The organism is Streptosporangium nondiastaticum (genome assembly GCF_003011965.1).
Taxonomy (GTDB): Bacteria; Actinomycetota; Actinomycetes; order Streptomycetales; family Streptomycetaceae; genus Streptomyces; species Streptomyces nondiastaticus.
On record NZ_PXWG01000092.1, the window covers coordinates 1 to 25,869 of the forward strand.

At 73.1% G+C, this 25,869-nt stretch carries 20 protein-coding genes and 2 pseudogenes; 10 read left to right on the plus strand and 12 right to left on the minus strand.

Annotated elements, in window-relative coordinates; all coding sequences use genetic code 11:
* A partial coding sequence (locus B7P34_RS25170; protein ID WP_146166917.1) for an AAA family ATPase occupies positions 1–799 on the minus strand: 799 nt, incomplete at its 3' end.
* Positions 796–1,998 carry an exonuclease SbcCD subunit D gene (locus tag B7P34_RS25175; protein ID WP_106680090.1) on the minus strand — a complete coding sequence of 401 codons (1,203 nt, stop codon included), beginning with the start codon at positions 1,996–1,998 and terminating at the stop codon, positions 796–798. The genes B7P34_RS25175 and B7P34_RS25170, both read right to left, overlap by 4 nt.
* A 99-nt stretch (positions 1,999–2,097) precedes the next feature.
* Between B7P34_RS25175 and B7P34_RS25180 the strand changes: the two genes are divergently transcribed.
* Positions 2,098–3,114, plus strand: coding sequence for a polysaccharide deacetylase family protein (locus tag B7P34_RS25180; protein ID WP_106680092.1), 1,017 nt, complete (start codon positions 2,098–2,100; stop codon positions 3,112–3,114).
* Between the two features lie 39 nt (positions 3,115–3,153).
* Here the strand turns inward: B7P34_RS25180 and B7P34_RS25185 are convergent, their stop codons facing one another.
* Positions 3,154–3,780, minus strand: coding sequence for a YigZ family protein (locus tag B7P34_RS25185; RefSeq protein WP_106680094.1), 627 nt, complete (start codon positions 3,778–3,780; stop codon positions 3,154–3,156).
* A 58-nt stretch (positions 3,781–3,838) separates the two neighbouring features.
* On the opposite strand from B7P34_RS25185, the gene B7P34_RS25190 reads away from it, so the two are divergent.
* Positions 3,839–4,270, plus strand: a complete 432-nt coding sequence (locus tag B7P34_RS25190; RefSeq protein WP_106680096.1) for a CoA-binding protein — start codon at positions 3,839–3,841, stop codon at positions 4,268–4,270.
* Between the two features lie 9 nt (positions 4,271–4,279).
* A complete protein-coding gene (locus B7P34_RS25195) occupies positions 4,280–4,777 on the plus strand; it encodes a GNAT family N-acetyltransferase (RefSeq protein ID WP_106680099.1) in 498 nt (165 codons plus the stop codon).
* Positions 4,778–4,792: 15 nt separating this feature from the next.
* Here B7P34_RS25195 and B7P34_RS25200 read toward each other — a convergent pair whose 3' ends face one another.
* The gene (locus B7P34_RS25200; RefSeq protein ID WP_106680101.1) at positions 4,793–5,368 is read right to left on the minus strand and encodes a helix-turn-helix domain-containing protein; all 576 of its coding nucleotides are present in this window, start codon (positions 5,366–5,368) and stop codon (positions 4,793–4,795) included.
* 103 nt (positions 5,369–5,471) lie between these two features.
* Between B7P34_RS25200 and B7P34_RS25205 the strand changes: the two genes are divergently transcribed.
* The 3 genes from B7P34_RS25205 to B7P34_RS25215 all read left to right on the plus strand — a co-directional run bounded on the left by B7P34_RS25205 (position 5,472) and on the right by B7P34_RS25215 (position 8,013).
* Complete coding sequence (locus B7P34_RS25205) at positions 5,472–6,338, plus strand: DMT family transporter (protein WP_106680103.1); 867 nt, start codon at positions 5,472–5,474, stop codon at positions 6,336–6,338.
* A 584-nt stretch (positions 6,339–6,922) separates the two neighbouring features.
* Positions 6,923–7,573 carry a gamma carbonic anhydrase family protein gene (locus B7P34_RS25210; protein ID WP_106680105.1) on the plus strand — a complete coding sequence of 217 codons (651 nt, stop codon included), beginning with the start codon at positions 6,923–6,925 and terminating at the stop codon, positions 7,571–7,573.
* 98 nt (positions 7,574–7,671) lie between these two features.
* On the plus strand, positions 7,672–8,013 hold the full coding sequence (locus tag B7P34_RS25215) for a hypothetical protein (protein ID WP_223268209.1): 342 nt from the start codon (positions 7,672–7,674) through the stop codon (positions 8,011–8,013).
* Between the two features lie 165 nt (positions 8,014–8,178).
* Here B7P34_RS25215 and B7P34_RS25220 read toward each other — a convergent pair whose 3' ends face one another.
* Complete coding sequence (locus B7P34_RS25220; protein ID WP_106680107.1) at positions 8,179–8,745, minus strand: cupin domain-containing protein; 567 nt, start codon at positions 8,743–8,745, stop codon at positions 8,179–8,181.
* A gap of 103 nt (positions 8,746–8,848) precedes the next feature.
* On the opposite strand from B7P34_RS25220, the gene B7P34_RS25225 reads away from it, so the two are divergent.
* Positions 8,849–9,805 (plus strand): LysR family transcriptional regulator, encoded by a 957-nt coding sequence (locus B7P34_RS25225; RefSeq protein WP_223268210.1) that lies wholly within the window; start codon positions 8,849–8,851, stop codon positions 9,803–9,805.
* Between the two features lie 393 nt (positions 9,806–10,198).
* Here B7P34_RS25225 and B7P34_RS39800 read toward each other — a convergent pair whose 3' ends face one another.
* From B7P34_RS39800 to B7P34_RS25240, 3 genes are all read right to left on the minus strand, one after another.
* On the minus strand, positions 10,199–10,444 hold the full coding sequence (locus B7P34_RS39800) for a transposase (protein WP_146166919.1): 246 nt from the start codon (positions 10,442–10,444) through the stop codon (positions 10,199–10,201).
* A 232-nt stretch (positions 10,445–10,676) separates the two neighbouring features.
* Entirely contained in the window at positions 10,677–11,321 is a 645-nt protein-coding gene (locus B7P34_RS25235; RefSeq protein WP_106680113.1) for a dihydrofolate reductase family protein, read from the minus strand.
* Between the two features lie 304 nt (positions 11,322–11,625).
* Entirely contained in the window at positions 11,626–12,897 is a 1,272-nt protein-coding gene (locus B7P34_RS25240) for a serine hydrolase domain-containing protein (RefSeq protein WP_106680115.1), read from the minus strand.
* 159 nt (positions 12,898–13,056) lie between these two features.
* On the opposite strand from B7P34_RS25240, the gene B7P34_RS25245 reads away from it, so the two are divergent.
* The 3 genes and pseudogenes from B7P34_RS25245 to B7P34_RS25255 form a co-directional block, all read left to right on the plus strand.
* The gene (locus B7P34_RS25245) at positions 13,057–14,208 is read left to right on the plus strand and encodes a sensor histidine kinase (RefSeq protein ID WP_106680117.1); all 1,152 of its coding nucleotides are present in this window, start codon (positions 13,057–13,059) and stop codon (positions 14,206–14,208) included.
* The gene (locus tag B7P34_RS25250; protein ID WP_106680118.1) at positions 14,199–14,870 is read left to right on the plus strand and encodes a response regulator transcription factor; all 672 of its coding nucleotides are present in this window, start codon (positions 14,199–14,201) and stop codon (positions 14,868–14,870) included. Before B7P34_RS25245 ends, B7P34_RS25250 begins: the two co-directional genes overlap by 10 nt.
* A 447-nt stretch (positions 14,871–15,317) precedes the next feature.
* Positions 15,318–15,428 (plus strand): annotated as a pseudogene (locus B7P34_RS25255) (DUF4287 domain-containing protein); the annotation flags it as partial.
* A gap of 20 nt (positions 15,429–15,448) precedes the next feature.
* Here B7P34_RS25255 and B7P34_RS25260 read toward each other — a convergent pair.
* The 4 genes and pseudogenes from B7P34_RS25260 to B7P34_RS25275 form a co-directional block, all read right to left on the minus strand.
* Positions 15,449–15,595: pseudogene (locus B7P34_RS25260) on the minus strand (IS5/IS1182 family transposase); the annotation flags it as partial.
* Positions 15,596–15,707: 112 nt separating this feature from the next.
* A complete protein-coding gene (locus tag B7P34_RS25265; RefSeq protein ID WP_106680120.1) occupies positions 15,708–16,475 on the minus strand; it encodes an acyltransferase in 768 nt (255 codons plus the stop codon).
* Between the two features lie 79 nt (positions 16,476–16,554).
* A complete protein-coding gene (locus B7P34_RS25270; protein ID WP_223268211.1) occupies positions 16,555–24,081 on the minus strand; it encodes a non-ribosomal peptide synthetase in 7,527 nt (2,508 codons plus the stop codon).
* Positions 24,078–25,869: acyltransferase domain-containing protein (locus B7P34_RS25275; protein WP_146166918.1), on the minus strand; the 1,792-nt coding region annotated here is incomplete at its 5' end. The genes B7P34_RS25270 and B7P34_RS25275, both read right to left, overlap by 4 nt.

The window sequence follows — 25,869 nt, forward strand, 5'->3', positions numbered from 1 at the left end:
CGGCGGAACGTGCGGTGGCGCTCCCCCGGCCCCTGCGGGCGGGCACCGCGGTGCGCGGCGCCGGGACGCCGCTCCCGGCCACTGCTGCGGGCGAGGGCGTGCCCACCTCGGGCAGCGACGGGTCTCCGGCGGCCTGGCGCATCCGGTGGGCGAGGGCGAGAAGCCCGTCGTCGCCGGCGCGCACGCCGGCCTCCGCGGCGCGACGCAGCTCCGCGAGGCGCTTCTCGACGGCGGCGAAGCGGCCCGTGTCGAAGAGCTTGCCGAGCAGTTCGCCGCGGGCGGTGTCCCTGGCGCCGAGGAAGCGGGCGAACTCGCCCTGGGGCAGGAGGACGACCTGGCAGAACTGCTCCCGGCTCATGCCGAGGAGCTGCTTGACCTCCTCGCCGATCTCCTGGTGGGAGCGGCTGAGCGCCTCCCACCTGCCGTCGCGGTGTTCGCGCAGCTCGCTCGCGGCCCGCTCCTTGGTGAAGCCGGTGCCCTTCTTCTTGGGGCGCAGCTGCTCGGGACGCCGTGTGATCTCCAGGCGGCGGCCGCCGACGGTGAGGTCGAGGACGACCTGGGTGCGGGTGTCGTGGCCGGCGTGGTCGCTGCGCAGCACGGGGCTGCCGGCGGTGCCCTGGCGGGCGCCGGGCACCTCGTTGTAGAGGGCGTAGCAGACGGCGTCGAGGACGGAGGTCTTGCCGGCGCCGGTGGGGCCGTGGAAGAGGAAGAGCCCGTCGGCGGACAGCGCGTCGAAGTCGATGTGCTGGGTGCCGCCGAAGGGGCCGAAGGCGGTGATCGTCAGCCGGTGCAGCCTCATCGGGCGCCCGCCTCCTCGGTGGTCCCGGCGGCCGCGCCGGTCGCGTCGGTCTCGCTCTCGCCGAGCCGTACGTGGTCGAGGGCGGCGGTGAGGACGGCGCGTTCGCGGTCGTCGGCGGCGAGCCCGCCGCGGACGTGGGCCACGAAGTCCTCGGTGATCTCCTGGTCGCTGCGGTCGCGCAGTCTCCGGGCGTACGAGGCGAGGGGGTCCTGCGGCGGCCGCTCGGGGTCCAGGACGAGGCTGAGCACGTGCGGGAAGCGCTCGGCGAGCCGGGCCATGGGCTCGTCGGGGCGGTGGGGGTCGGTGAGGGTGGCCTCGACCCAGGCGTCCTCGTGCCGGGCGAGCGCGGGGTCGCGGAGCAGGTCGTCGAGGCGGCCGCGGATGCGGGCGAGAGGGCGGGGCACGGGGCAGTCGACCCGCTCGGCGGTGAGGCCGCCGCCGGGGCCGAGGTCGAGGAGCCACATGCTCTTGCGGTGGCCGGCCTCGGAGAAGGAGTAGGCCAGCGGCGAGCCGGAGTAGCGGACGCGCTCGGTGATCGTCTGGCAGCCGTGGAGGTGGCCGAGGGCGGCGTAGTCGACGCCGTCGAAGACGCCGGCGGGGACCTGGGCGACGCCGCCGACGGTGATGTCGCGCTCGCTGTCGCTGGCGGTGCCGCCGGTGACGAAGGCGTGGGCGAGGACGACGGAGCGGGTGCCGGCGGGCCGCGCGGCGAGGTCGGCGCGGACCCGGTCCATGGCGGCCGCGAGCACGTCCGTGTGGGTGGCGCGCTCGGCGCCGAGCTCCTCGCGGACGAGGGCGGGCTCCAGGTAGGGCAGGCCGTAGAAGGCGACGTCGCCGTGGGCGTCGGAGAGGACGACGGGGGTGCCCACGCCCGCGGGGTCGGTGCGCAGGTGGATGCCGGCCCGGTCGATGAGGCCCGCGCCGACGCCCAGGCGGCGGGCCGAGTCGTGGTTGCCGGAGATCATGACCGTGGGCACGCCGAGGTCCGCGAGCCGGTGCAGCGCCTCGTCGAAGAGGGCGACGGCGCCGAGCGGGGGGACGGCCCGGTCGTGGACGTCGCCCGCGACGAGCACCACGTCCACCCGCTGCTCCCGGACGATGCGCACGAGGTGGCCGATGAAGGCGCGCTGGGCGTCGAGCAGGTTCACGCGGTGGAACGAGCGGCCCAGGTGCCAGTCGGACGTATGCAGGATCCTCACGGGCCCCAAGTGTTCCATCCGCGGGCGGGTGGCCGGGCATGGCCCCGATGGGTGTACCGGACGGGCGGGTCCGGCGGCCCGCTGAAAAGATCCGGAAATATGCGACTTGTACGGAAATCCCTTGCGCGGCGCCGGGCCGCCCGCCACCCCATATGCCGCCCCGTCCGGCCCCGCCGCCCCCGGGGCCCCCTCGCCCTCATCGTGGCCGCGCTCCTGCTGTTCGCCTGCGCCGCCGCGTGCGCGACGACCGGGGACGCCGCCCTGCCCGGCGTCCGCGAGGCCCAGGACATGGCCGGCCGCGGGCAGCTGAGGGGGCAGGCCCGCCGGCCGGTGGAGAAGCAGGAGGAACGGGGGCAGCAGGAGGACGAGCAGCAGGCGCCGGCGCCGCCGAAGCTCAAGCAGACCCCCGAGCAGCGGCTGGCCGCCGCGCAGCGCTGGGGCCTGGACCAGGCCCCGCTCGTCGCACCGCCCCCGCCGCGGGACAAGCCGCGGCTGACCACTCCCGAGTGGGCCGACCAGGGCCCGGACCTGATCCCCGCGCCCGCCCACGTGCCGACCGACCAGAAGATCGCGTTCCTGACGATCGACGACGGGGCGGCGAAGGACCGGGAGTTCCTGGACATGGTGCGGGAGCTGCAGATCCCGCTGAGCGCCTTCCTCACCGACGAGTCCGCGGCCGAGGACTACGGCTACTTCCGCGACCTGCACGCGCTGGGCGTCTCGATCCAGAACCACACGCTGCACCACCCGCAGATGAACCACATCTCCGAGGACGAGCAGTACACGGAGATCTGCGGCCAGCAGGACATCCTGGAGCGCGAGATCGGCGTCCGGCCGACGCTCTTCCGGCCGCCCTTCGGCGACTTCGACGCCGACACCCTCGCCGTCGCCGAGGAGTGCGGCGCGCGGGCCGCGCCCCTGTGGAACGAGGAGGCCTTCGCCGACCGGATGGACTTCCGCCACGACGACCAGCGCTTCCACCCCGGCGACATCATCCTCACCCACTTCAACGGGCCCAAGGCGTGGGGCGGCACGATGTGCGACATGCTGCGCACCGTGCTGCGCAAGGTCACCGAGCAGGGCTACGCGCTGGCCCGGCTGGAGGACTACGCGTAGGGCGGGGGTGAGGGCTCAAGCCGAGGTCTGGGCGAGGGCTCAGGCGTCCCCGTACGCCTCGCCGCCGAGTTCGAGGCGGGCGGTGCCGGCCGTGGTGTCCGCGAGCCAGGCGCGGAAGCCCTCGACGTCCGACTCGGGCAGCCCCACCTCGATCCGCACGTCCGCGCCGTAGCGCACCTCGCGCACGGCGCGGCCCGTCGCCCGCAAGTCATTCTCCAGCTTCCCGGCGCGCTGGTGGTCGACGGTGACGGACGCGAGCCGGAAGCGCTGCCGGGTGACGGTCCCCACGGCGTCCAGCGCCTCGCCGACCACGCCCCCGTACGCGCGGATCAGCCCGCCCGCGCCGAGCTTGACGCCGCCGAAGTAGCGGGTGACGACGGCGACGGCGTAGCGCACCTCGCGGCGGACCAGCATCTGCAGCATCGGCACGCCGGCGGTGCCGCCCGGCTCGCCGTCGTCGCTCGCCTTCTGCACGCCGCCGTCGGCTCCCAGCACGTAGGCGAAGCAGTGGTGGCGGGCGGTGGGGTGCTCCTTGCGGATGCGCGCGACGAACGCCTGCGCCTCCTCCTCCGTGGCGGCGGGGGCGAGCGCGCAGATGAACCGCGACTTGCTGATCTCGATCTCGTGCACGCCCTCGCGCGCGACCGTCCGGTACTGCTCCGTCATCCCGCCAGCCTATGCGCCGGTCCGGGAATGGTGACGACGGGATGATCGTTGAGCGGGCATGTACGCGGAACCGGGGATCATCCGGAAGATCATCGAGGAGACCGGCGACACCTGGGCGCTGGTCGGTCTGTCGTCCAACCGGCAGCGGGCGGCCTACGGCGTCGCCGAGGTGCTGCGGCGCCACGGCAAGCGCGTGGTGCCCGTGCACCCGAAGGCCGAGGCGGTGCACGGCGAGCAGGGCTACGCCTGCCTGGCGGACATCCCCTTCCCGGTCGACGTGGTGGACGTGTTCGTCAACAGCGGCCTCGCGGGCCCGGTCGCGGACGAGGCCGTCGCGATCGGCGCGAAGGCGGTCTGGTTCCAGCTCGGAGTGATCGACGAGGCGGCGTACGAGCGGACGCGCGCGGCCGGCCTGGACATGGTGATGGACCGGTGCCCCGCGATCGAGCTGGACGCGATGCGGGTACGGGACGCCCGCGGCGCGCGCTAGCGTCGCTCCATGATCAAGACGCGGTCGGCGACCCCCGAGGACGCCGCGGAAATAGTCCGGCTCCGCCGGCTGATGTTCGCCGCGATGAACGGCGATGACGCCCGGGGCGACTGGGAGCGCACGGCCGAGGAGCAGGTGCGCCGGCAGCTCGCGGCACGCCCGTGCCGGCTCGGGGCCTTCGTCGTGGACGGCGATCCGCAGCCGGGCGGGCCAGCGCATCTGGCCGCGTGCGCCGTGGGCCGGGTGGAGGAGCGGATGGCGGCGCCCGGGCACCCGGAGGGGCGGTTCGGCTTCGTCTTCACCGTCTCCACCGACGAGCGCTACCGGGGGCGCGGCCTCGCGCGGGCGACGACGGAGGCGCTGCTGGGCTGGTTCGCCGGGCAGGGCGTCACGCGCGTCGACCTGCACGCGACGCCGGACGCCGAACGCCTCTACCGGAGCCTGGGGTTCGCCGAGCACTCGCTCGCGCTGTCGCTGGACGTGTCGGTGCGGGCGGGGCGGGCCTGACGGAGGCGCCCGCGGTCAGTGCGCGGGCGCGATGGCGACGGCCATCGTCATCTCCACGGGTGCGGTCCCGTCGTTGCGGTAGGTGTGGGGCACGCTCGACTCGAACGCGGCCGAGGTGCCCGCGGGCACGGTGTGCTCCTCGTCGTCCACGACGAGGGTGAGCTCGCCGGCGGTGACGGTGATCAGTTCGAGCGTGCCGGGCGGGTGCGGGTCGGACTCGCTGACGTCGCCGGGCGCGATGCGCCAGTCCCACAGCTCGACCGGGCCGCGGCCCTGCGCGCCGACGAGCAGCGTGGTGTGGCTGCCCGCCTCCGTCGACCACATGCGCACCGCTTCCTGCCTGGGCACGAGGCGGACGCGGGTGACCTGCTCCTGGTCGAGGAGCGTGGTGATGCTGACGCCGAGGGCGTCGGCGAGCTTGACGGTCGTGCCCACGCTGGGGTTCGTCCGGGCCTGCTCGATCTGGATGATCATGCCGCGGCTGACGCCCGAGCGGGCCGCGAGGGCGTCGAGGGTGAGGTGGCGCTCGGCGCGCCAGCGCTTGAGGTTGCGGGCGAGTGACTGGGTGAGCCGGTCGAGGTCCGTCGCCATCTCCGCCGTCTTCCGTCGAATATATTTGATACCGAAGTCAAAGATAGTGAACTACGGTGTGCTGCACTGCACTGTTCACCACACTGTACTGCGAGGTTTTCCCATGACGGCGGTCTTCGCCCTGACCACGAGCTTCCTGTGGGGGCTGGCCGACTTCGGCGGCGGGCTGCTCACCCGCCGCATCCCCGCCCTGACCGTCGTCCTGGTCTCGCAACTGCTGGCCGTGGCCGCCCTGGGAACCATCGTCGTCGCCACGGGCGGCTGGACCGAGGCCGGCCCCCAGCTCTGGTACGCGGCCGCCGCCGGCGTCGTGGGCCCCGCCGCCATGCTCGCCTTCTACAAGGCACTGGCCCTGGGCCCGATGGGCGTCGTCTCGCCCCTGGGCGCGCTCGGCGGCGTCGCGGTGCCGCTCGGCGTGGGGCTCGTCCTGGGCGAGCGCCCCGGCATCCTGCAGTTCGCGGGCATCGCGGTCGCCGTGGCCGGCGTGGTCCTGGCCAGCGGGCCGAGCATGGGCGGCGCGCCCGTCCAGCGGCAGACCCTGCTCCTCACCCTCGTCGCCGCCTTCGGCTTCGGCTCGGTGATGGCCCTGATCGCCGAGGCGTCCCACAACCTGACCGGGCTGTTCCTCGCCCTGTTCGTGCAGCGCGTGTGCAACGTGGTGGTGGGCGCGGGCACGCTCTTCGCCTCCGTGCGCCGCGGCAACCCGGCCCTGCCCGAGGGAGGCTGGGCCACGATCCGCGCGGCGCTGCCCGCCCTCGCCTTCGTCGGCCTCGCCGACGTCGCCGCCAACGGCACGTACAGCATCGCCGCGAACAGCGGCCCCGTGACCGTCGCGGCCGTCCTCGCCTCGCTGTACCCGGTGGTGACGGCGCTGGCCGCTCGGGGGTTCCTGAGCGAGCGGCTGCGCTCGATACAGGCCGCGGGCGCGGGACTGGCTCTTGTGGGAACGGTGCTGCTGGCGGCGGGCTGACGGCGTCACCTCCTCTACTTGCGACTCAAAGCGGCCGTCCTCGACGCACCTCGACCTGCCAGGCTCACGGCGTTCGCCCGCCCTGCGGTCGTATAGCTAATGGGAGTGTCCGACGGGTCGGGCGGCTACGTAGATCGTGAGCCCTCACCGAAAGCGGAACCTGGCGGGGTGTCCGGTGCGTCGCGCGCCCTGGGTGGCGCCCGTGCGCCCCTGCACGGGCATCACCTACGCCGGCCCGGCCTGGGACCCGGAGACCACCTTCATCACCCAGCCCATCGGCCGGTAACAAGTGGGCGTTTCGTCCGCGAGGGAGAGCCGGTTGATGCTTGCGGGCCGTTCAATCGAACCACTTCCGGGGACTGCGGGGAGAGGAACGCCACTGCATAATCCCGCCGGAACTGCGCCCTTCCTCCTGCTAGCTGCCCCTCCAAGCGCGCCTGCACAAGTTTTCACATGCGCTGACCAGTGCCGCATCAGCGAACGTTCGCCCTGTAGTGCCTCAGATCGCGGATGGCGCAGTCTCGACGAACGTGGCGTCTGAAATCCGCCAGCATGTTCGCGGTCGGTCGGGCGAGAATCCGCTCGTGATCGCTGAAACGCAGGGAATCCGCATCCGGCATCGCGGGCATGAACCGCAGGTCCATCCCACCGCCTACGTCGCCCCGACGGCCACGTTGGTCGGTGATGTGCGCGTGGGGCCGAGGGCGCGTGTGATGTACGGTGCGGTGCTCGATGCCGAGGGGTCTCGGATCGAGGTCGGGGAGGCGGCGGTGATCTGCGAGAACGCGGTGTTGCGCGGATCTGCGGTCGCCGGCGATCAGCCGGTGCTTGTTGACGACCACGTCTTCGTGGGGCCGCATGCCACGCTGCTGGGCTGCGAGGTCGGCAGGTGCGTCTATGTGGCGACCACGGCGACGGTCCTGCAGAGCGCGCGGTTGGGGGCCGGCTCGGTTGTCGCTGTCGGCGCGCTCGTCCATGCGCGCACCGTCCTGCCGGACGAGTACTTCGTGCCGCCGCACACCGTGGCGCTTGACGCGCCGGTGCGGCTGCTGGCCCCTGGCGATCCGGGCCTGGCCGAGGCCATCGGCCGGGTGGGCTTCGCGCACGTGGCGTTCGGTGTCGACACGGAGTGGACCGACCGGATCAACCGGTACGAACACATCGCGGAGGTGCGCGTCGCCGAGTTCGGCACGCACGCGGACGACCAGGTTATGAATCCCGGGAATCCCGGCTAGCGCCGCATCAGCGACCCTTGTGCTGTGCCGAGGTGACGCGCCGTCCGGATTCCGCTCCGGCGGCGCGCGCCCGGCAAGCTGTGTTGACGGCAGAGCGAGTGCGGGTCCGTGAGATCGATGACGACAGGGGCAGACGGCTGCTGCGGATCATCCGCAGGGGCACCGGGTCAGTAGTGACCTGGCGCCGGGCGCAGATGGTGCTGCTGTCGGCCCCCCGCCGACGGGCGACCTACACCCGCCCGCACGGGGGCCGCCACCTCTTCGCCGCCTATGACCCGGCCCGGCACAGGCTCTACGGCCACATCAAGCCGAAGAAGAACCGGACCAGGTTCCAGGAGTTCTGCCGCTACCAGCGCAGCCTCTGCCCGGCCGAGATCCGGATCGCGATGCATCCCGCCGCTACCGGTGCGCGGCGACCTTTCGGCCGAGTGCGTAGTTGAATGCCCAGCGCGCAGCACCCGGTGCCGCGCCATCGCCTCCGCCTGGCTCAAGGTGGGGCGAGGGCAAACTTGAACGCCCGCAGAACCTCCTGCGGCAAGCACCCTCGCCCTCTTCAACCAGCCGTAAAGCGGGCTCACCGGGCGACAGCAGGCCCAGGGCTGTGTTCAGCGGGTCTTGAAGGACTTGCGCAAGGCCGCCCGGTCCTGCCACGAGTCGGCCGCCGGGCCCTTGGTCATGTCGGTGAAGAAGCTGTCATGGCGGACGAAGAACGCGGCCCTCTCCTCCTCGGTCATGGCCGCGACGTCGGCCAGTCCCTCGAAGTAGCCCTCCCTTGCGGCGCCGGGGGAGAAGAGCATGAGGAACTCGGCCGGCTCCCCGGAGATGTTGCCGAAGGAGTGCACGCCGCCGGGCGGGATGTAGAGGTAGTCGCCACGGGAGGCGTCGAACCAGCGCTCGCCGTCGAAGATGTGAATCTCACCGGAGAGGATGTAGAAGGACTCGGACATCGTCTTGTGGAAGTGCGGGCTGGTGCCGCCGATCTGGCCCGTGAGCCGGTTCTGGTAGAGCCCGTACAGGCCGTTCGTGGAGAGCCGGGTCGAAAGGTAGTGGAACGTCGACCCGTTCGGCGCGACGTAGTCGGGCGGCGTACCCGCCGGGCGGAAACTGGCGTTGACCTCGCCCTCGTCCTGGTCGTAGAGAACCTCGGGGTAGTCGGGCGACAGGAACGACATGGCAACTCCTCGTGGACATCGGTGATCGGGCGGGCGGCTCCACACTCCCGTCGCGGCCGGGCGGCGATCAACGACGAGACCAGTAACGTTCTCTTCACCGGAGATGAAGAATGACGGGGGCCGGCGAGTGGAAATAAGGGACATCGAGATCTTCTTGACGCTCGCACAGGAGCTGCACTTCGGCCGCACCGCCGAGCGGCTGCACGTCTCCCCGGCCAGGGTCACCCAGTCGGTCAAGAAGCAGGAGCGCCGGATCGGAGCCCTGCTGTTCGACCGCACCACCCGCGCCGTCCGGCTGACCCCGGCCGGGCAGCAGCTGTACCGGGAACTCGACGCCGGCTACCGGCAGATCATGGACGGGATCGAGACCGTCTCGGCCGCCGCCCGCGGGATCTCCGGGACGCTGACGCTGGGCTGCATGGGCCCGCACCCCTGGGCAGTGGCCGATGCGATCGAGCTGTTCCGCACCCGCCACCCCGGCGCCGAGGTGCAGATCCGTGAGATCCAGCCTCCGGCTCCCCTGGAGGCCGTCCGCGCCGGCGATGTGGACGTCTCCCTGGTGTGGTTGCCCGTGGACGGGGCCGATCTCACCGTCGGCCCGCTGGTCCACACCGCCCCCGTGTTGCTGATGCTCTCCGCCGAACACGCCTTGGCCGCCCGGCAGTCGATCGGCCTGGAGGACCTCGGCGACTGCGTGATCATCGCCGGTCAGTCGATCTCCGAGACCATGGACGCGGCCTTCAACCCACTGCGGACCCCCTCCGGTCGGCCCATCCGGCGCGGGCCACGGGCCGCCACCTGGCACGAAATCCTCCACCTGGTCGCTTCGGGCCAGGGGGCCGCGGGCGTATCCGCCGAGGCGGCCGACTTCTACCCGTGGCCGAGCCTGGCGTTCGTCCCGATCCAGGACGCCCCCGCCTGCCGGTGGGCACTGGTGTGGCGCACAGCCGCCGAAACACCGATGATCGCCGCATTCGCCCGGGCGGCCGCTGACGCCATCTCCGCCCGCCCCAACCGGAACCCGAGCAAGGCCGACGTCCACGCCGACGTCTCTACGTGAAGGCCGTTATCTACGGCTAGGCCCGGCCAGTTGCAGCCCCGGCAGGGTCTCCAGCCGGTGGACCGCCCGGCGCAGCGCACAGATGCCGTTCTCTTTGGGGGCGTCGTCCTGGTGAAGGGGGCCGGCGCTGCCCGAGCAGGACGGACGGCTTCACGTCCAATGCCCGGGCGAGCTTGGATGAATCGCCAGGTCGTCGGCCTCTTGAGCTCTGACCCGACCGTGACGACGCAGTCCCCCGGACCGCTGGTCCGGGGGACTGGATCTATGCCGTCGGGAGGTAGTCACGTCATGTCTGCGGCACTGTCCGCGTACGCGCGGGCAGGTGCGCGACGCGCCGCTTGGGCGGTGACGTGGCGGCGGGCTGCGTTGAGTGTGCGGGGGAAGGAGGTCCGGTCAGGGTCGAGGCCGGCCTGGTGGACGGTGTGGTGCATGACGCCCCCGAAGCGCGTGGTGGACGAGCAGAAATCCGTAGGCCTCCTGCTCGACACCGTCGGGATCCCGCGAGCGCAGGACGAGATGGTGCCCGCCTTGGTGGGTCTTGATCTCGTCGAGAGTGGTCTCGATCTCCCACCGCTGGTGGTGGAGAGCGGCGAGCTCGGCCGCGGGCGCCTCACCGGGATTGCGGAGGGTGGTGATCAGCCGTCAGACGTCTTTGCGTCGTGTCCTTTGAGGGCGTACTCCGCCGGGGGGGTGGAAAGGGGCTGGCAGGCGCGGGTCCGGGTCGGCTACTGCGGCCTCGCCTCCACCCGGGCACGAGCCGGTGAATCCGCGATCCGCCATGGCCGGCTGACCGCCCGAGCCGCGGCTCGACGACCCGGCTCAGGGCAGTCCCGGGAGGCGAACAGGCGGCCGGGGCTGCCCTGAGGGCCGGTCACTTTCGCCAGAACAGGTGGTGCGTCACGCCGCTCGGGCTGGGCACGACCTCCAGGTGGAACCGGTCGAGCAGCTCATCGGGGGACTCCCAGAGTCGTAGTCCGGATCCGAGCTTCACCGGCGAGACCGCCACGTGCATGGTGTCGACCAGGTCGGCGTCGAGGAACTGCCGGATGGTGGTGACCCCACCGCCGAGCCTGACGTCCTTGCCCTGCGCCGCCTCCCGCGCCTGTGCGAGGACCGTGGCCGGGTCGCCGTCGACGAAGTGGAACGTGGTGTCGGAGAGCATGAGCGATGGACGCGTGTGGTGGGTCATGACGAACACCGGGGTGCGGAACGGGGGTTCGTCCCCCCACCAGCCGTGCCACTCATGGTCGTGCCAGGGCCCGCGCTGGGGCCCGAACTTGTTGCGGCCCATGATCTCGGCACCGATGTTGCGGGCGTAGTCCCGCGTGAGGTAGTCGTCGAGGCCCCGGCTTCCGCCCGGATCGGTGCGCATGGGCCAGCTCGCCGTGGCGCCGGCCCAGGCGAACAGCCTCTCGGGATGGGCGTGGCCGAACGGATTCTCGAAGCTCTGGTCCTCGCCGGCACCGATGCCGTCGCTCGAGACGTTGAAGTTCTGGACTCTCAATAGTTGTGCCACGTGTTCCTCCAGTGTGTAGGACAACGGTGGTGAGACTGTCCGGGGCGGAGACCTGTCGCTGCGTCCGTGACCGGTCGGGAACCACGCTACCCAGTGCCTCACCTATGAGGTTTGTGAGGTTCGGGCGGTCTGCTGTGGGGACGTCCGCCCTACGGAAAGCAGCACGACGGTTGACCTGACGGCCGCTTGGGGTGGCGGGAGAACTGGCCGCGCGCTGCCGACCCGGCCGGGGACCGTGGCCTCGTTCCACCCGCGGACGACACCGTCCACCGCCGGCCATGCCCGGGCATGCCGGGGAAGGCCATTACCTGTCCTGCCCGTTGCCGGGGGTGTCGCACAGCGCGTGGTCGACGAGGTCACTGGCGGCCTGCTCCTGTCGGAGTGCAGTGTCGGGCGAGCCGCCCAGGGCGGTGGACATGGAGACGGTGACGGTGCGCCTGCCGTCGCCGGTGGCACCATTCAGGGTGATGTATCCGCCATTGCCTCCTTCGTGGCTCCAGTAGCTGCCACCGCAGGACAGAGGCCGTTCGACCAGGCCGAGGCCGTAGCGTCCGTGCGGCCAGAACGCCTGCATCTCCTTGTTGACCGGGACGGTCTCCCGCATCTCGGCCAGCCGTGCCCGGGACAGCAGCTTGCCGCCGAGCAGAGCCTGGAAGAAGCGGTTGACATCCGCAGTGGTGGAGACGTATCCGCCGGGGTCGGGGAGGATCACCTCGGTGACGTCAACCCGTTCGCCTGACGGGAAGACCTGGTAGCCGTTCGCGTGCGGCGGGCGGAGCGCGGGGGTGCTGCCCGGCAGGTAGGTGTGGTCCATGCGGAGCGGTTTCAGGACCCGGTCCTCGACCTCCTGGCGCCAAGGGCGGTCTGTGACCTTCTCGATGATCATGTCGAGCAGGACGTAGCCGGTGTTGGAGTAGCTCCACCCGGCGGCGGGCGGGAAGTCCGGGCGATGCCTCATCGCCAGCGCGACGACCTGTTGGGGCGTGTAGGTGTCGTACCGGCGCTCGGCGTACTCCTGCGGGGTGCTGTAGCCGGGGAGGTCGTCGTCGTGGATGCCGCTGGTGTGCTGGAGGAGTTGGCGGATGGTGATCCGGCGTCCGTCGTTGCCGTTGCGGTCCACCAACCCGGGCAGCCGGCGGTCCACAGTGTCGTCGAGCGCCAGCTTGCCCTCGTCCGCCAGTTGCAGGATCACGGTGGCCACCAGTGCCTTGCTGGTGCTGGCCATCCGGAAGTAGCCGTCGCGGGGCACCGGACGCCTCGTGCCCGCCTCGGCGACGCCGCTGGTGGCGACCAGATCCCGGCCGGGGCCGGTGGTCACCCGCGCCTGGACGCCGATGACGCCCAGCGCCTGGAGGGCGTCGGTGTCCCGGCGCAGATCGTCTTGCCCGTATCCGGGGGCGGCCGAGTCGTGTGCGTCGGCTGCCGGCTGGATGGCAACGGCTGTGCCTGCGATGACGAGGGCGGCCGCAACGGCTGCCGGCCACCGTTTGCCGATGCGGCGGTGCTGCCGACCGGCCCGGTCGGGCACGGGAGTGCCCGGGTGGCGCTGATCAGAGCTCGGGTTTGTGAATCTCATACCCACACGCTAGGTATGCGTCCGGTTGCGAGTCGCTACCGCAGGCGGCCGGACGAAAGGTACAGCTGCCTGTAGTGCCGCAGGGCCGGCCGGTTGTCTAGGGTCAACCGCGTGGGGCCTCCCACAGTCCTCCTGTACGGCAAAGAGAAAGTGGGACAAGTGCTCGGCATACCCGGCGCGGCCCGCGCATGGTGGCTCAGAACATGGCGCGGCGGGCGTTACCTGCTGGGCACTTTGGTGTCCGCGGCAGTAGTGCTCGCCGCGGCGCCCCTGCTGTGCATCCCGTCACTGGCTCAGCCCTGGACGGAACAGCACCGCCGGCACGCCGGGGCGCTGCTGGGACAGCCGGTCGAGCCGCGCCCGCGCGCCGCCCGCCGCAACCTCGCATGGCTCGTGACGCAGATCGTCACCGGCCTGCCGGCGGGTGCCCTTGCCCTGGTCTGTCTGGGCAGCCTGTCTCTCACCCCTGTCATCACGCTGTTGTGGTGGGCCTTCCCCACAGCACCGTGGCTGCCGGTGATCAGCGTTCACATCACCAACTGGGGCACAGCGTTGCAGCTCGGGCTGGTGAATCTCGTGGTCCTGGCGACCCTGTCCGCTGTCCTCCTCCCGCCGGTCGCCCGAGCGCATGCCCGGTGCTGTCTCGCGGTCCTGGCGCCGTCCCCCACCGAGCAACTGGCCGAACGAGTCACCGAACTCACCCGAACGCGTACGGACGTCCTCCAGGCACACAGTGCGGAACTCCGCCGGATCGAACGGGATCTGCACGACGGCACCCAGGCTCGGCTCGTGGCCATCGCGATGCGGCTCGCCGTAGCCGGCCAAAGGCTCTCCGCAGACCCCGACGCGGCCGCCGTTCTGGTACGACAGGCCCACGCCGAGACCGAGGACGCGATGACGGAGCTGCGCTCCGTCATCCGCACCATCTACCCCCCGGTGCTGGCCGACCAGGGCCTCTCCGGCGCGCTCAGCACCCTGGCCACCAGGGCCGGAGTGCCGACCCCCATCGACGTCGGGCCGCTCGGTGAGATCCCCGCAGCGGTCGAAGCGGTCGCCTACTTCGCCGTCACCGAGGCACTGGCGAACGTCGCCCGGCACAGCCGGGCCACCCATGCCTCGGTTCGCGTCACACGCGACGGCGCGCTGCTCCGTGCGGAGATCACCGACAACGGGACCGGTGGAGCGGACGCCGCCCGAGGGTCCGGCCTGGACGGAATGCGCCGCCGCGCCGCCGCTCTGGACGGCACCATGAAGATCAGCAGCCCACCGGGCGGGCCGACCGTCATCACCGTGGAGATGCCGTGCGCGTAGTGATCGCCGAGGACAACGTCCTGTTGTCATCCGGGCTCGAACTCCTGCTCAACTCCCAGGGCTTCGAGGTCGTCGCGATCGCGGCCGACGCCCCCGGTTTCCTCACCGCCGTCGAGACCCACCGGCCGGACGTCACCATCGTGGACGTGCGGCTGCCCCCGACCTTCCGCGACGAGGGCATCCGGGCCGCGGTTCAGGCCCGCCGCGACCATCCCGGACTTCCCGTCCTGGTGCTGTCGCAGTACGTGGAGCAGGAATACGCGGGCCGCCTCCTCGCCGACGCCCGGGGCGGCATCGGATACCTCCTCAAGGACCGCGTGAGCCGCATCGCGGAATTCACCGACGCGCTGCGCCGTGTGGCCGACGGCGGTACCGCCATGGACCCCGAAGTCATCGCCCAACTCCTCGCACACGGGGATCCCGTCGATGCGTTGACCGCACGCGAGCGCGAGGTCCTCGCGCTGATGGCCGAGGGCCACGACAACACCACCATCGCCCAACGGCTCGTCATCACCGACAACGCTGTCCACAAACACATCGGCAACGTCTTCCTCAAACTCGGCCTGTCGGTCGGTGACAGCGGCCACCGCCGCGTCCGCGCCGTCCTGGCCTACCTCCGCCGCCATGGCAGTGCCCCGCTCCCCCCGCGAAGAGGTCGGTGACGTACCGCTACGGCCTGTTTCCGGTGCCGTCACCGGTCTGCCGCTCCATCGCCTCCGCGATGGCCGGGCCTTGACCGGCGCGGTCCGGTGGTGTTCTCCGAGGGGCGGACGGCCGTCCCGCCCACTGTCGTGTCGGCGGCTGTGACGGGTCGAGGCGATGCCCCTGGCGCCGGCGCCGGTTGCGACCCGGAGGTCCTGTGGCGCGAGCCGCCCGTGCTCGCGATCGCCGCGGTCCCGGGGACGGCGCTCGGCCGGCCCGGCGACCCGGCCGAGCGCTGTCCCCGGCGGCGTGGGCCGCGGTGCTCATGCACGGCGACCCGCGCGCTCCAACTTTGTTCCGGCCGGAAAGAAGTTGGACCGCCGAACCCCGGCCACCAGATCCCGTCGCCCACGCTGGTGCCGCCCACCAAACCCACCAGCACACGGAAGGAAGGACGGAACCCCGGTATGACCTCCGCAGTCAAAGGCCCTGCCGGCTACTTCCCCTCCATCGAGAAGAAGTACGGCCGCCCGATCACCGAATGGAAGGACCTCATCCGCGCCTCCCCCCTGGCCAAGCACATGGAACTCAAACCCGCACGGCCACCACCCGGGCGGGGAACGCGGACGCGCTCCAAGACCTCGACCATCTGCGGGGCATCACCCCACTGCCCAAGGGTGAAGAGGGACGCCCGCGGAGCCCGGCCGCCGGACGGCGCACCACCGCCCCGGTGCTGTACGAGACCTGGCCGGCTTGCGGAACTGCCGCTCGGCCAGTCCTGCCCAGCCCGGCTCTGATGCCGTCACCACAGCACCCACATCAAGATCACCACATGCCTGACTAGGCCTTACAGGACATCAATGGTCAGCGTCCGGTAGTGACGGCGGTTCGGCGAGGGCCTTGAGCTGATCCGCCGTCATTTCCGAGGGGATCGGTACCGGCGGGGCCGTGCGCAGGGGCGGGATCCAGCCCGTTGCCGCTTCCCAGCGCCGTACGACCTTCGCCGGGGCGCCTGCGACCACCGCGTGGTCCGGAACCTCTCCGCGGACCACCGCGCCGGCGGCGACCACCACGTTGCGGCCGAGGCGGGCGCCCGGGAGTATCACCGCGCCGGTGCCCAGCCAGCTGCCGGAGCCTATGGAGACGGGCGCGCTGCGCGGCCACTGGCGGCCGATGGGCTGGTGCGGGTCGTCGTAGGAGTGGTTGTCGCTGGTGACGTAGACGTACGGGCCGCAGAAGACGTCATCGCCGAAGGTCACCGGCTGCGAGGCCACCACGTGGCTGCCGCGGCCGAGGACCACGCCGTTGCCCAGGCGGAGGACGGGGTCGGGCCCGAGGTCGAGGCCGGGCATCATGCCGGCGGTGAGCGTGACCTGTTCGCCGATGATGCAGTGGTCGCCCAGCTCGATCCAGCGTTCGCCGAAGACCGTGCCGAGCGGGAAGGCGAGCCGGGTCGCCGGGCCGATGCGGCGGAAGCGGTACGGGCCGGGGTGCTCGGCGGTCACCGCGCCGGCCTGCTGGACCCACCGCCAGCCGCGGTGCACCGCGCGCGACGCGGCGCGACGCCCCCAGGCGCGCAGGGCCGCGGAGGCGTCGGAGGAGAACGTGTTCCTGTTCTTCGGCACCCGGACACGGTAGTCGGCCGGGTGCCGGCCGGCCGCCGGGGTGACCTGTGATCTTCACCCCACCGGCCGGCCGGTCCGCTCAGTCCGCGAGGGCCGCCCGGACCTCGTCGCGCAGCAGCTCGACGTAGTCCCGCATCCACCCCTCGACGGTCGCCCGGTCCCACAGGTCGGACGAGTACTCGGCCATGCCGATGAGCACGTCGCCCGCCGGGACGAGACCGAAGGTGAACTCCGCCCGGGCGGCCGCGGGCGCGAGGTCCTCGATCGCCACGGTCATCCCCGGCATGTCGATCTCGGTCTCCAGCGAGTTCTGGTAGGCGAAGCCGGCCGCGAGCCGGTCCGGCATCTCCATCCCGTACCGCTCCCGCAGCAGGGGCGCCAGGTCCCGCGGCGGCATGAACGCGTCGATGCACGCGACCGACGTACGGGCCACCTGGTCGACCAGGCCGGTGAAGGAGCCGGCCTCCCCGTCGCGCACCCGCAGGGCGAACCCGGACGTCGCGCAGGTCACGAGCGACTCGAACTCGCGGCGCCACCGGTTGGCGTAGGAGACGTTGAACACCACGTCGGACTGCCCCGACCGGCGGGCCATCAGCCGGCCCAGCGCCGCCGCGGTGACCGCGTAGGGCGTCGCCCCGCGGCGCCGTGCGAGCCGGTCCACGTCCGCGCGCACGTCGGCGGGGACCGTGAACATCACGACGCCGCCCTGCCCGCTCAGCTCCGCGGGGCGCGGCCGGTCGAGCGGCATGGCGATGCCGAACGGCGCGCCGTCCAGCTCGCGCCGCCAGAACGCCAGCTTGCGCTCCTCGACGGCCGGGTCGGTCTGCTCGCGCTGCCAGCGCGCGTACGCGCCCGGCTGGCACGGGTCGGGCGCCAGCCCGTCGGGCAGGCCCTTCGCGGCGGCGCCGTAGAGCGCGGCCAGCTCCTTGAGGACCAGGCTGACGGCCCAGCCGTCGCACACGGCGTGGTGCAGGACGAACAGCAGGACCCAGGTGCGCTCGCCGGAGCGCAGCAGGCGCAGCGCCGGTCCCGCACCGGTGGCGAGGTCGAACGGCGTCTCGGCGGCCTCGTCGGAGATCCGCGCCACCGCGGCCTCGCGCTCGGCGGCGGGCAGCCCGGTCAGGTCCTCGACGGGCAGGGTTACGGGCCGGGCCCGCAGTATCTCCTGCTGCCAGTCGTCGCCGGCGGGGACGATGCGGGTGCGCAGGCCCCCGTGCCGGGCGATAAGCCGGGTCAGGGCGGTGCTCAGCGCGGGCACGTCCAGGTCGCCGGTGAGGGTCAGGCGCATGGCGACGTTGAACACCTGCGGCAGCGCGTGGCCCTGCTGGACCCGGGCGAAGTGGACCTGCTGGTCGGTGGCGGGCGCCCGATGCTCGACGGCGTCGCTGCCTGAAGCGTCCTCGCAGCCGGAAGTCCCCTCGTCAGCAGACGGCCCGTCCGCGAAGAACGCGGCCATGGCCCGCAGCGTGGGCCGCTCGTAGAAGCGCACCATCGGGTACTCGGCCCCGAACTCCTCCCGGGCCCGGTTGACCAGCCGGATCGCGGTGATCGAGTGGCCGCCCAGGTCGAAGAACGAGGCGTCGGGCGCGATCGATGCGGCGTCGGTGCCGAACTCCTCGGCCCACAGGGCGCGGAGCCGCCGCTCGATGTCGTCCGGAGCCGCGGACCCGGACCCGGCGCCGTCTTCCGGACGGGGCGCCTGCGGCACGGCCGGCGCTGCCGTGACCAGGTCGGGGGCGGGCAGCCCCGCGCGGTCCAGCTTCCCGCCCGCGGTCACGGGCAGGGCGGCCAGGACCGTCCAGGCGCGCGGCACGAGGTACTCGGGCAGCCGCTCGGCCAGGGCGTCGGCCATGAGGTCGGCGAAGGCCTGCCGGTCGTCGGCGCCGTCCCCCACCGGGTCGGCGGGGACGGCGAAGGCCGCGAGGTAGGCCTCGCCCCGGCCGTTGCGGCGCGCCAGGACGACGGCCTCGCGCACGCCCTCCAGGGAGTTGAGCGCGCGGGAGACCTCCTCGGGCTCGACGCGGAAGCCGCGGATCTTCACCTGGTCGTCGGTGCGGCCGCGGAACTGCAGCTTGCCGTCCGTGGTCCAGCGCACGAGGTCGCCCGTGCGGTAGAGGCGGGCGTCCGGGCCGCCGTCGGGGTCGGGCAGGAAGCGCCCGGCGTCGGCCTCGGGCCGGTGCAGGTAGCCGCGGGCCACGCCCGGCCCGCCGACGTGGAGTTCGCCGACGGTGCCGACGGGCACCGGTGCGCCCGACTCGTCGAGGACGCGCACGCGCACGTTGTCGACGGGGCGGCCGATCGCGATCTCCTCGGGCTCGCCGCCGGAGTCGCCGGCGGGCTCCACCGTCTCGACCGTGCACAGCACGGTGACTTCGGTGGGCCCGTAGACGTTGGCGACCTCGTACGGCGTACCGGCCCGCGGCCGGGTGCGCATCACGTCGCCGCCCATGAGCAGGTGGCGCAGCGGCGGCTGGGCGTCCGGCGCGAGCTGCAGCAGCGTCTCGCCGAGGGCCGTGGGCAGGATGGAGAACGTGACGCCCTGCGCCGCGTACCAGCGGGCGAGGGCGAGCGGGTCCTTGCGGACGGTCTCTCCGGCGACGGCCAGCGAGGCGCCGGCGGTCAGCGCCGGCCAGACCTCCATGACCGAGGCGTCGAAGCTCTGGCTGCAGACGACGGCGCTGCGGTCGGCGGCGGTGAACCCGAAGCGCCGGTGGTGCCACGCGCAGAGGTCGACGACGGCGCGGTGCGGCACGGCGACGCCCTTGGGGGTGCCGGTGCTGCCCGACGTGTAGATGACGTAGCACAGGGACTCGCCGCCGGCGGAGAGCGCCGCGGGGGCGGGGTTGCCGGCCGGGGTGTCACCGAGGGACACGACGGCGACGCCCTCCGGCAGCCGGAGCCGCGCCGCGTCGTCGGGCGTGGCGACGAGGACGCGGGCGCCGGACTCGGCGATCACCTTCTCGGCGCGGGCCCGGCCGAGCGCGGGGTCCAGCGGGACGTACGGGCTGCCGGCCTTGAGAGCGGCGAGCATGGCGACGACGAGGCCGGCGGAGCGCGGCAGCCACAGGGCGACGGGGGCACCGTCAGCGCCCCGCTCGCGGAGCACGGCGGCCAGCCGGCCGGCCCGCTCCTCCAGCTGACCGTAGGTCAGCACCTGGTCGCCGTCGACTACGGCGGTGGCGCCGGGTGCGGCCGCGGCCCGCCGGGCCACCAGCTCGTGGACGGAGACCGCCTCCACGGGGTGCTGCGGGCCCTGCTCCCACCCGGCGGGCACGGGTCCGCCGGGCACGCCGGGCACGCCGGGTTCGCCGGGCACGCTCGGTGCGAGATCGTCGGCCGCGGACGGTACGGGCCCGCCGGCCTCAGCGCGTACGGGACCGCCCGGCACGGACGGTGCGGTATCGCCGGACGCCGGCGCCGGCCCTTCCGGCTGCGCGAGCCGGGACAGGGGCGTGTCCGGAGAGGCGACGGCCGCCGTCAGCACGTCCCGGAAGGTGGTGAAGAACCCCTCGGCGGTCTCCGGGTCGAACAGGTCGGTGTTGTACTCCAGGTGGCAGCGGATGCCCTGCGGCTGGTCGGTGAAGTAGACGGTGAAGTCCGTCAGGGCCTTGTCCGGACCCGCCTCCAGGGGCGTCGCCCGCACGTCCGGCAGGTCGAAGCGGAACGGCTCGCTGCTCTCGAACTCGGCGAGCACCTGGAAGACCGGCGTGCGGTCGGTCACCCGCGGCGGGGCGAGCTCGCGCACCACCGCCTCGAAGGGCACGCCCGCGTGGTCGTAGGCGTCGAGGGCGCGGTTGCGCACCCGGTCCAGCAGCGTCGCGAAGGACGGGTCGCCGGAGACGTCGAAGCGCAGGGCCAGGGTGTTGACGAAGAAGCCGAGCAGGTCCTCGGCCCGCTGCGGGCGGTCCGAGATCGCGGTGCCGATGACGATGTCGTCCTGTCCGGTGACGCGGTGCAGCATGGCCGCGTACCCGGCGAGCAGGGTCATGAACAGGGTGCCGCGGCGGGCACGGGCCAGCTCGCGCAGGCGCGCGGAGAGCTCCGGGTCCAGGGTCCGGAAGACGGACCGGCCGCTGGACGTCATGACCGCGGGGCGCGGCCGGTCGGTGGGCAGCGCCAGGTCCGGCAGCCCGCCGCCGAGCGTCTCGCGCCAGTAGGCCAGGTCCGCGGCGGCCTCCGGGCCCTCCAGGGCCGCGGCCTGCTCGCGGGCGTGCTCGGCGTAGCTCCAGGTGAGGGCGGGCAGGCCGGGGTCGGTGCCGTCGCGCCAGGAGCGGTAGAGGGCCGACAGGTCGCGGGCGAGGACGATCGCGGAGGCGGCGTCGACCACGATGTGGTGGAGCGACAGCACGAGCACGTGCGCGTCGTCGGCGAGCTTCACGAGCCGGGTGACGAACAGGGGTCCTTCGGCGAGGTCGAAGCGGCGGGCGCTCTCGGCGGCCAAGGTCTCCCGCACCGCCTCCTCCCCGCGCCCCGTGCCGTCCACGACCGCGAAGTCGGGCTCGGCGGGCGGCCGTACGACCTGGCGCGGCTCGCCGCCGGCCTCCCGGAAGACGGTCCGCAGGCCCTCGTGGCGGGCCACGAGGCCGCGCAGCGCCGCGCGCAGGGCGGGCACGTCCAGCGGGCCGTCGAGGCGGATCGCCTTGGTCTCGTTGTAGGCGGTGCGGCCCGGCAGCATGCGCTCCAGGAACCAGATCCGCTGCTGGCCCGGGGAGAGCGGGGCCTCCACGGGGGCCGGAACGAGGGAGGCGGCGGGGGCCGGTGCGGGGGCGGGCGCCGGTGTGACGGCGGGGGCCGGTGCGGGGGCCTCCGCCGTGGTCTCCCGGTAGCGGCGGCGCAGGGCGTCCACGTGGGTCAGGCTCGCGCGCAGTTCGCCGGGCGCGACGCCGAAGTCGACGAGCGAGACGAGCTCGTCGGCACCGGCCGCGGTGACCGCGTCCACCACGGGCGCGACGGTGTCGACGGTGCCGATCAGCGCCCGCTGGTCGCAGTAGCGGTCGTAGGCGCGACGGAACACGACATCGAGGTCGTCCTCGCTGAGCGTGGAAAGGTCCACGTTGTGCCCGAGGCTGTTGGTGACGCCGCCGAACAGCGACAGCGACGCCCGCATGTAGCGCGACAGGGGCTGGTACGCCTCGGCGCGGGCCGTGTCGTGCCGGGCGGCGAGGTAGGTGTGCAGCAGGACGGCCACGCGGCCGGCGGCCGGGTCCAGGCCGTGCTCCTCGCGGGTGCGGCGGTACAGCGCGATGTTCTCCGCGAGCTGTTCGACGCTCTGCGTCATCAGGTTGGTGACGATGCCGAGGTCGTGGCGGGCCGCGAGCGCGAACGAGGCCGGGTTGCCGACCACGGCCGTGTACATGGGCGGGGCGTCCTGGACGGGCCGCGGGAAGAGCCGCACGTCGGCCTCGCCGTCGCCGGTGGTCCTGCGCAGCGGCTCCCCCCGCCAGAACCGGCGCACCTGCTCCAGCTGCTCGTACATCGTCTCCTTGTGCCGGCCGAAGCGGTCGGGGAAGAAGACGAAGTCGTTGGCGTGCCAGCCGCTGGCGATGCCGATGCCGACGCGGCCCCCGGAGAGGTTGTCGGCCATCGACCACTCCTCCGCGACCCGGATCGGGTCGTGCAGCGGCAGGACGACGGACCCGGCGTTGAGCCGGACGCGCCGGGTCTCCCGGGAGAGGGCGGCGGCGAGCACGGCGGGGTTGGGGAAGAGCCCCCCGAAGGAGTGGAAGTGCCGCTCGGGCATCCAGAGCGCGTGGAAGCCGTTCCGGTCGGCGAACCGGGCGGTCTCCATGAGCAGTTCGTACTTGCCCTGCTGGTCGCCGTCCTCGGGGTAGTCACCGAAGAAGTAGACGCTGAAGTCGGGGGTACGGGGGGATTTCTGCGGCGCGGCCGATGTGGCGGCCGCGGCCGCGTTCCAGGCCATGGAGGTGGTGCGCGGCGCGGAGGCCCGGGGCGGGGCCGCCGGTGCCGGTGGCTTCGCGGCCACGGTGACCATGTCCGCCACGGCCTCGGACGACGCCTTCGGCGTCACCGCGCGGGCGCCCGGGAAGAACCCCGCCCCCCGCAACTCCCGCAGGGAGCCCTTGACCGCGTCCGCGATGAACTCCAGGTCGCCGTCGGAGTGCGCGGTGGAGAGGAAGAAGTTCCGCCACTCCCACACGTGGACGCCGCGCAGCATCAGGTGGTGGTAGAGCAGCTCCATGTCCGCCCGGTGGTCGAACCGGAACTGCGAGCCGAAGTGGCTCATCCGCAGCGGGAACTCCTCCGCCTCGAAGAAGGCGTTGAGCGTCCCGGCCAGCTCGGCCGTGCGCGCGTTGAGCCGCTCCTGGAGCAGCGGGCTGTGCTCCTTGAGGTGGGTGAGGACGGCCCGCGCGGCCACCATCGACACGGGGTGCTGGATGTACGTGCCGCCGAAGAACGTGGTGTCCGCGGGCGGGTAGCTGTCGTCGCCGTAGGACCAGTGGCCGCCGTCGACGCCGTCCATGATGTCGGCGCGGCCTGCGACGGCCCCGATGGGGAAGCCGCCGCCGAGCAGCTTGCCGTACGTGGCGAGGTCGGGCGTGACCCCGTACAGCTCCTGGGCGCCGCGGAGCGCGGGCCGGAAGCCCGTCAGCATCTCGTCGAACATGAGGACGATGCCGTGGCGGGCGGTGAGCTCGCGCAGCTTGCGCACGAACGCGACGGGCTGCAGCGCGGGGTGCCGGCTCTGCACGGGCTCGATGATCACGGCGGCGATGTCGCCGGCGTGCCGGGCGATCGCCTCCAGGGAGGCGTCGCTGCCGTACTCCAGGACGATCAGGTCCTCGACGGCGCTGTCCGGGATGCCGCGGGAGACCGGCACGGTGATCCGGCTCTCCGGGGAGCCGGAGGGGCGGCCGAGGACGGTGTCGGCGTGACCGTGGTACGCGCCGAGGAAGGTGACGATCTTGTTGCGCCCGGTGGCGGAGCGGGCGAGGCGGATCGCCGCGGAGTTGGCCTCCGTGCCGGAGTTGGCGAAGGCCACGCGCTCCATGCCGGTCAGCCCGGCCAGCAGCTCGGCGGCCTCGCCGGTCTCGGCGTTGCGGGGGCCGAGCTGGATGCCGCGGGAGAGGTGCTCGCGGACGGCCTCGCTGACGAACGCCGGCTCGTGGCCGAAGAGGAGCACGCCGAAGCCCATGGTGATGTCGACGTACTCGTTGCCGTCGACGTCCTGCAGGCGGGCGCCGCTCGCCCGGCGGCCGGCGATGGGGTAGAGCATCTCCTTCGTGGCGCTGCGGAAGCCGACGACGGCGCGGCTGTCGGCGAGGACGCGGCGGTAGCGCTGGGCGAGCTGCTTGGAGGTGGGGGTCTTGGCGGTGTAGCGGCGCACGAGGTCGGCGAGGTGCTCCTGCTGGGCGCGCGGGGCACCGCCCCGGACCATGCCGGAGGCGCGCGAGACGGTCACGCGGGGGCCGTGCACGCGGCGTGGCGCGGCGGCCGGCTCCGCGGGCTGTTCCGCGGGCTGCTGCGCCACCGGGCTGCCGGTGCCGGCCGGCCCGCCGCCGATCTGCTCGGCGATGCGCCGCGAGAGCTCGGTCATGGCCGCGAGGTCCTGGTCGAGGGCCGCGGAGGCGGCTTCGAGGCCGGTCACCGGGCCACCGCCGCCGTGCCGTTGAGGCCGGAGGTCGCGGCGGCGGTCTGGAGGGCCAGCAGCTGGGAGAGCTGGGTCATCATCTGCAGCTGTATCTGCGATATCTGCTGCAGCTTGTGGGCGAGGTCCTCCAGCTCCTGCCGCGTGGCGTACGCGGGAGCGGCGGCGGGCTCCGGCGCGGGGGCGGCCGGGGCCGCGGGAGCAACGGGGGCCGCCGGCACGGCAGGCGCGGGCGCGGCAGGCCACTGCTCCGCGACGGGCGGCGCGGGCGGCACCGGGGCCACCGGCGACGCGGCCGGTGCGGCTGACGCCTCCGAGGTCTCATCCGCCATCCGGCTCACGATCAGCTCCGCGAGCAGGAGCGGCGTCCCCGTCTCCTCGAACAGCTCCCGCATCGAGACCTTGACCCGGTACTCCTGCTCCAGCTCGCGCAGCGCGCTGATCATCTGGAGCGAGTCGGCGCCGAGGTCGAAGAAGGAGGTCTCTCCGGTGATGGCGTCCGGGTCGTGCCCGAGGTGCCGGGCGGCCGACTCGACGATGCTTCGGACGACCCGCTCGACCGCTGCCTGGTGCTGTACCACGGTGGCTCCATCTGTCGCTGGTGTTCCGGTACGTACGGCCGTCAACTCCGGCCCTGTCCAGTAGTCCTTGTGCTGGAAGCGGTAGCCCGGCAGCGGGATCCGGCGGCCGCCGCTGCCCGCCAGCAGCGGCCGCCAGTCCAGGTCCGCGCCCGCGCAGTGCAGGCCCGCCGCCGCGGCCCACAGGGCGCCCAGGCCGGTGCCGCGGCGCAGCGACGGCAGGGCGCGCGCCTGCGGCAGGGCCCGGCGCGCCAGGCCGCTCAGCGTGGTGTGGGGGCCGATCTCGACGACGGCCGCCGGCTCCTGCGCGCCCACGGTGCGCAGCGCCTCGTCGAAGCGGACGGGCTCCCGTGTGTGCCGCAGGAAGTAGGTGGTGTCCGGCGTCCAGCCGGGCTCCCGGAGCGTCCCGTCCAGTGCGCTGACGAAGGGGGTCCGGGTGGGCCGGAAGGCGGTCTCGTCGAGCACGGCCCGGAAGTCGTCCAGCACCGGCTCCATGAGGGCGGTGTGGAAGGCGCGTTCCACCGGAAGGCGTTCGCCGGGGGTGCCGCGCTCCTCCAGCAGGGCGAGCGCGCGGTCCACGGCGGCGACGGGCCCGGCGAGGACGTGGGAGCGCTCGCCGTTGGCCACCGACAGCTCCGCGCCGGGGACTTCGGCGGCCAGGGCGACGGCCTCCCCGCGGGTGAGCGGTACGGCGGCCATCGCGCCGGGGGCGCAGAGCTTCTGCATCAGCCGGCCGCGGGCGGCGGTGAGGCGCAGGCCGTCCTCCAGCGTGAGGGCTCCGGCGGCGTGGAGGGCCGCGTACTCGCCGACGCTGTGCCCGGTGACGAGGCCGGGGGTCACCCCCGCGTCCCGCCACAGCCGCGTGAGCGCGCACTGCAGCGCGAACAGGGCGGGCTGAGCGGTGTCGGTGGCCCACGGGGAGTCCGCGCCGGTGGCCCCGGCGGTGCCGAGGAGTGCGTCGAGGAGGGAGCCGCCGCCGAGGTCGCGGTGGAGGCCCTCGCAGGTGTCGAGCACGTCCCGTACGGCGGGGAAGCGCTCGTAGAGCTCGCCGGCCATGCCCGGGTACGGGCTGGCCTGGCCGGTGAACTGGAAGACGACGGCGGGCGCGCCGTCGCGCGGGGCCGTGCCGGCCGTGACGGCCGCGGAGTCCGTGCCGCTGAGCCGGGCGTCGAGGGCGGCGGCGAGCGCGGCGGGCGTGGTGCCGCGGACG

What these genes read in the sequence shown, in the direction of transcription:
- B7P34_RS25220 (WP_106680107.1), bottom strand. Translation starts at nt 8,745, where the DNA reads ATGTCGTTCCTGTCGCCCGACTACCCCGAGGTTCTCTACGACCAGGAC.
- B7P34_RS25195 (WP_106680099.1), top strand. Translation starts at nt 4,280, where the DNA reads ATGATCAAGACGCGGTCGGCGACCCCCGAGGACGCCGCGGAAATAGTC.
- B7P34_RS25205 (WP_106680103.1), top strand. Translation starts at nt 5,472, where the DNA reads ATGACGGCGGTCTTCGCCCTGACCACGAGCTTCCTGTGGGGGCTGGCC.
- B7P34_RS25225 (WP_223268210.1), top strand. Translation starts at nt 8,849, where the DNA reads ATGAAGAATGACGGGGGCCGGCGAGTGGAAATAAGGGACATCGAGATC.
- B7P34_RS25185 (WP_106680094.1), bottom strand. Translation starts at nt 3,780, where the DNA reads ATGACGGAGCAGTACCGGACGGTCGCGCGCGAGGGCGTGCACGAGATC.
- B7P34_RS25200 (WP_106680101.1), bottom strand. Translation starts at nt 5,368, where the DNA reads ATGGCGACGGACCTCGACCGGCTCACCCAGTCACTCGCCCGCAACCTC.
- B7P34_RS25180 (WP_106680092.1), top strand. Translation starts at nt 2,098, where the DNA reads ATGCGACTTGTACGGAAATCCCTTGCGCGGCGCCGGGCCGCCCGCCAC.
- B7P34_RS25190 (WP_106680096.1), top strand. Translation starts at nt 3,839, where the DNA reads ATGTACGCGGAACCGGGGATCATCCGGAAGATCATCGAGGAGACCGGC.
- B7P34_RS25240 (WP_106680115.1), bottom strand. Translation starts at nt 12,897, where the DNA reads ATGAGATTCACAAACCCGAGCTCTGATCAGCGCCACCCGGGCACTCCC.